Raw genomic sequence first — 4240 nt, forward strand, 5'->3', positions numbered from 1 at the left:
AGCGTTCATTGCGTCGCGTATTCCGGCGGCGACCCCGAGGCCGGCTGGAGTTCGTCGCTAGGCTGAACGGCGGCGCCATGGGGCCGTTTCATCTTCGCTCCAGCGCGCCGGCTACGCGGGTTGCGCCCTGAAAAGTCCTATGTTAGGCAACCCCCGCCTTTGGGGTCGGAGCGGCCCGCGCGCTCTTCTTCGCGAAGCGGAATCATCACGAATTCCTGGGGTTGGCGGCGCGGGATGGGTCTCTCGCCCGCTTCGACATCAACGCCGTGATGAGGTGACGGGCTTTGGCACAAGACGACACACTCGTTTCCGGCGTCGCCGGCCGCTATGCCTCGGCGCTCTTTTCTCTCGCCCAGGACGACCGCCAGACCGAAGCCGTCGCCCAGTCGCTCGCAAAGCTCGATGCGCTGATCGTCGAAAGCCCTGACCTTCAGCGTCTGGTTCGGAGCCCCGTGTTTTCCGCCAACGACCAGTTGAAGGCGCTCGACGCCGTTCTCGCCGAATTCGGTATCGACGGCGTCGCCGCCAATTTCGTCCGGCTCGTCGCGGCCAAGCGGCGCCTCTTCTCGATCCGCGACATGATTGCGGCCTACTACAAGCTCTACGACGCCAACCGCGGCGTGACCCACGCCGAAGTGACCAGCGCGACGGCGCTCTCCGAGCCGAACCTCGTGGCCCTCAAAGACCAGTTGCGCGCGGCCTCGGGCGGCCGGGAGGTCGATCTGGACGCCACAGTCGATCCCTCGATCATCGGCGGCCTCATTGTCAGGCTCGGCTCGCGCATGGTCGACGGCTCGCTCAGGACCAAACTCAACGCAATTCGCCTAGCCATGAAAGAGGTCGGCTGATGGATATCCGCGCCGCAGAAATTTCTTCGATTCTCAAGAGCCAGATCGCCAACTTCGGCGCCGAGGCGGAAGTCACCGAGGTCGGCCAGGTGCTGAGCGTCGGCGACGGCATCGCCCGCGCCTATGGCCTCGACAAGGTCCAGGCCGGCGAGATGGTCGAGTTCGAGAACGGCACCCGCGGCATGGCGCTGAACCTCGAGACCGACAACGTCGGCATCGTGATTTTCGGCACTGACCGCGAGATCAAGGAAGGCCAGACCGTCAAGCGCACCGGCGCGATCGTCGACGTGCCGATCGGCAAGGAGCTTCTCGGCCGCGTCGTCGACGCGCTCGGCAATCCGATCGACGGCAAGGGCCCGATCAACGCCGGCAAGCGCGCCCGCGTCGACGTCAAGGCGCCCGGCATCATCCCGCGCAAGTCGGTCAACGAGCCGATGGCGACCGGCCTCAAGGCCATCGACTCGATGATCCCCATCGGCCGCGGCCAGCGCGAGCTGATCATCGGCGACCGCCAGACCGGCAAGACCGCCATCGCTCTCGACACCATCCTGAACCAGAAGTCGCTCAACGTCGCCGGCGCGCCCGAGAGCCAGAAGCTCTACTGCGTGTACGTCGCGATCGGCCAGAAGCGCTCGACCGTCGCCCAATTCGTCAAGGTGCTGGAGGAGAACGGAGCGCTCGAATATTCGATTATCGTCGCCGCCACCGCCTCGGACCCGGCGCCAATGCAGTTCCTTGCGCCCTTCTCCGGCTGCGCCATGGGCGAGTTCTTCCGCGACAACGGCATGCATGCGGTCATCATCTACGACGACCTGTCGAAGCAGGCGGTCGCCTACCGCCAGATGTCGCTGCTGCTCCGCCGCCCCCCGGGTCGCGAGGCGTATCCAGGCGACGTGTTTTACCTGCACTCCCGCCTGCTCGAGCGCGCCGCCAAGCTCAACAAGGACTTCGGCTCCGGGTCGCTGACCGCCCTGCCCGTCATCGAGACGCAGGCGAACGACGTCTCGGCGTATATCCCGACCAACGTGATCTCGATTACCGACGGCCAGATATTCCTCGAAACGGACCTCTTCTATCAGGGCGTCCGTCCGGCAGTGAACGTCGGTCTCTCGGTGTCGCGCGTGGGATCGTCGGCGCAAACGAAGGCCACGAAGAAGGTCGCCGGCAAGATCAAGGGCGAACTCGCGCAATACCGTGAAATGGCGGCCTTCGCTCAGTTCGGCTCCGACCTCGACGCGGTGACCCAGCGCCTGCTGAACCGCGGCTCGCGCCTGACGGAGCTCCTCAAGCAACCGCAGTTCTCTCCGCTCAAGATGGAGGAGCAGGTCGCGGTGATCTACGCCGGCGTCAACGGCTACCTCGACAAGCTGGCGCTCAATCAGGTGCGTCCGTTCGAGGACGGCCTGCTGGCTTTCCTGCGCTCGAAGCACGCAGAGGTGCTGGAGACCATCCGTTCGACCAACGACCTGTCGAGCGACACCGAGGCTAAGCTGAAGTCGGCGGTCGAGGCTTTCGCCGCCAGCTTCGCCTGATTTCCTGACCATCAACTGGACCCTGCGCCTCGCTGAGGCGCGGGGCGGAGACGCCCATCGATGCCGTCCCTCAAGGAACTCAGAAACCGGATCGCCTCCGTCAAATCGACGCAGAAGATCACCAAGGCGATGCAGATGGTCGCGGTGTCGAAACTGCGCCGCGCCCAGAGCGCCGTCGAAGCCGCCCGCCCCTACGCCCAGCGGGTGGAGGCGGTGCTGACCAACCTCGCCGGCGCCGCCAAGGACGGCGAGGGTCCTCGACTCCTCGTCGGCTCGGGATCGCATCAGACTCACCTGCTCGTCGTCTGCACCGGCGAGCGCGGACTGTGCGGCGCCTTCAACACCGCAATCGTCCGCCTGGCGCGCGACAAGGCCACCGTGCTCGCCTCCGAGGGCAAGACCGTCAAGATCATCTGCGTCGGCAAGAAGGGCTACGACCAGCTCCGCCGCACCCACGAGAAGCAGATTTTGGAGCTGATCGACCTTCGCGCCGTCCGGACGATCACTTACGAGACGGCCCGGCCGATCGCCGAGAAGATCATCGCGCTGTTCGACAGCGGCGAGTTCGACGTCTGCACGCTCTTCTACTCCCGCTTCCGGTCGGTCATCTCCCAGATCCCGACGGCGCAACAGCTCATCCCGCCGGAACTCGGCGAGACGAAGGAGAACGAGAAGGCGACGAGCTACGACTACGAGCCGGACGAGAGCGAGATTCTGACCCAGCTCCTGCCGCAGGCGCTGACGGTTCGCGTCTATCGCGCGTTGCTCGAGAACGCCGCCTCGTTCTTCGGCTCGCAGATGAGCGCCATGGACAGCGCAACCCGCAACGCCGGCGAAATGGTGAAGAAGTACACGCTCCGTTACAACCGCACCCGCCAGGCGATGATCACCAAAGAGCTGATCGAGATTATTTCGGGCGCCGAGGCGCTCTGACCCAACCCTGTCGCCTCGCCGCGACGCTAGACGATCGAAGAACGAGGACGTCAAAATGGCCAATATCGCGAACGCCACCGGCCGGATCACGCAGGTGATCGGCGCCGTCGTCGACGTGCATTTCGACAGCTACCTGCCGCCGATCCTGAACGCGCTCACGACCGACAACAACGGCAACCGCCTGGTGCTCGAGGTGGCTCAGCACCTCGGCGAGAACCAGGTGCGTTGCGTCTCCATGGACATCTCCGAAGGCCTCGTCCGTGGGCAGGAAGTCACCGACACGGGCGACCCGATCTCGGTTCCGGTCGGCGCCGGCACGCTCGGGCGCATTATGAACGTCATCGGCGAGCCGGTCGACGAAGCCGGCCCGATCCCGATGGAGGCGCGCCGGGCGATCCATCAACCGACACCGTCCTATGTCGAGCAGTCGACGGAAGCGCAGATTCTGGTGACCGGCATAAAGGTCGTCGACCTGCTCGCGCCCTACGCCAAGGGCGGCAAGATCGGCCTCTTCGGCGGCGCGGGCGTCGGCAAGACCGTGCTCATTCAGGAGCTGATCAACAACGTCGCCAAGACGCATGGCGGCAATTCGGTGTTCGCCGGCGTCGGCGAGCGCACCCGCGAAGGCAACGACCTCTACCACGAGTTCATCGAGTCGAAGGTCAACGCCGATCCGCATGATCCCAATTCGACCGTGAAGTCGAAGTGCGCGCTGGTGTTCGGCCAGATGAACGAGCCCCCGGGCGCGCGCATGCGGGTCGCGCTCTCCGGCCTCACCGTCGCCGAGCACTTCCGCGACCAGGGCCAGGACGTGCTGTTTTTCGTCGACAACATCTTCCGCTTCACCCAGGCGGGCTCGGAAGTGTCGGCGCTGCTCGGCCGCATCCCCTCGGCGGTCGGCTATCAGCCGACGCTCGCCACCGACAT

The 4240-nt window shown here is 65.3% G+C and carries 3 protein-coding genes and 1 pseudogene; all 4 read left to right on the forward strand.

Going from position 1 to position 4240, the window contains the following annotated elements:
* The first annotated feature begins 284 nt into the window (after positions 1-284).
* Complete coding sequence (locus ACLP25_RS06940) at positions 285-848, forward strand: F0F1 ATP synthase subunit delta (protein WP_442468485.1); 564 nt, start codon at positions 285-287, stop codon at positions 846-848.
* A complete protein-coding gene (gene atpA, locus ACLP25_RS06945; RefSeq protein ID WP_442468486.1) occupies positions 848-2380 on the forward strand; it encodes a F0F1 ATP synthase subunit alpha in 1533 nt (510 codons plus the stop codon). The genes ACLP25_RS06940 and atpA overlap by 1 nt, the downstream gene beginning before the upstream one ends.
* A gap of 60 nt (positions 2381-2440) precedes the next feature.
* Positions 2441-3313: a F0F1 ATP synthase subunit gamma gene (locus ACLP25_RS06950; protein WP_442468487.1), complete on the forward strand. Its 873-nt coding sequence runs from the start codon at positions 2441-2443 to the stop codon at positions 3311-3313.
* Between the two features lie 55 nt (positions 3314-3368).
* Positions 3369-4240: pseudogene (locus ACLP25_RS06955) on the forward strand (F0F1 ATP synthase subunit beta); the annotation flags it as partial.

This window comes from Roseiarcus sp., from assembly GCF_052145395.1.
In the GTDB taxonomy this organism is placed as follows: Bacteria; Pseudomonadota; Alphaproteobacteria; order Rhizobiales; family Beijerinckiaceae; genus Roseiarcus.

What these genes read in the sequence shown, in the direction of transcription:
- ACLP25_RS06950 (WP_442468487.1), top strand. Translation starts at nt 2,441, where the DNA reads ATGCCGTCCCTCAAGGAACTCAGAAACCGGATCGCCTCCGTCAAATCG.
- atpA (WP_442468486.1), top strand. Translation starts at nt 848, where the DNA reads ATGGATATCCGCGCCGCAGAAATTTCTTCGATTCTCAAGAGCCAGATC.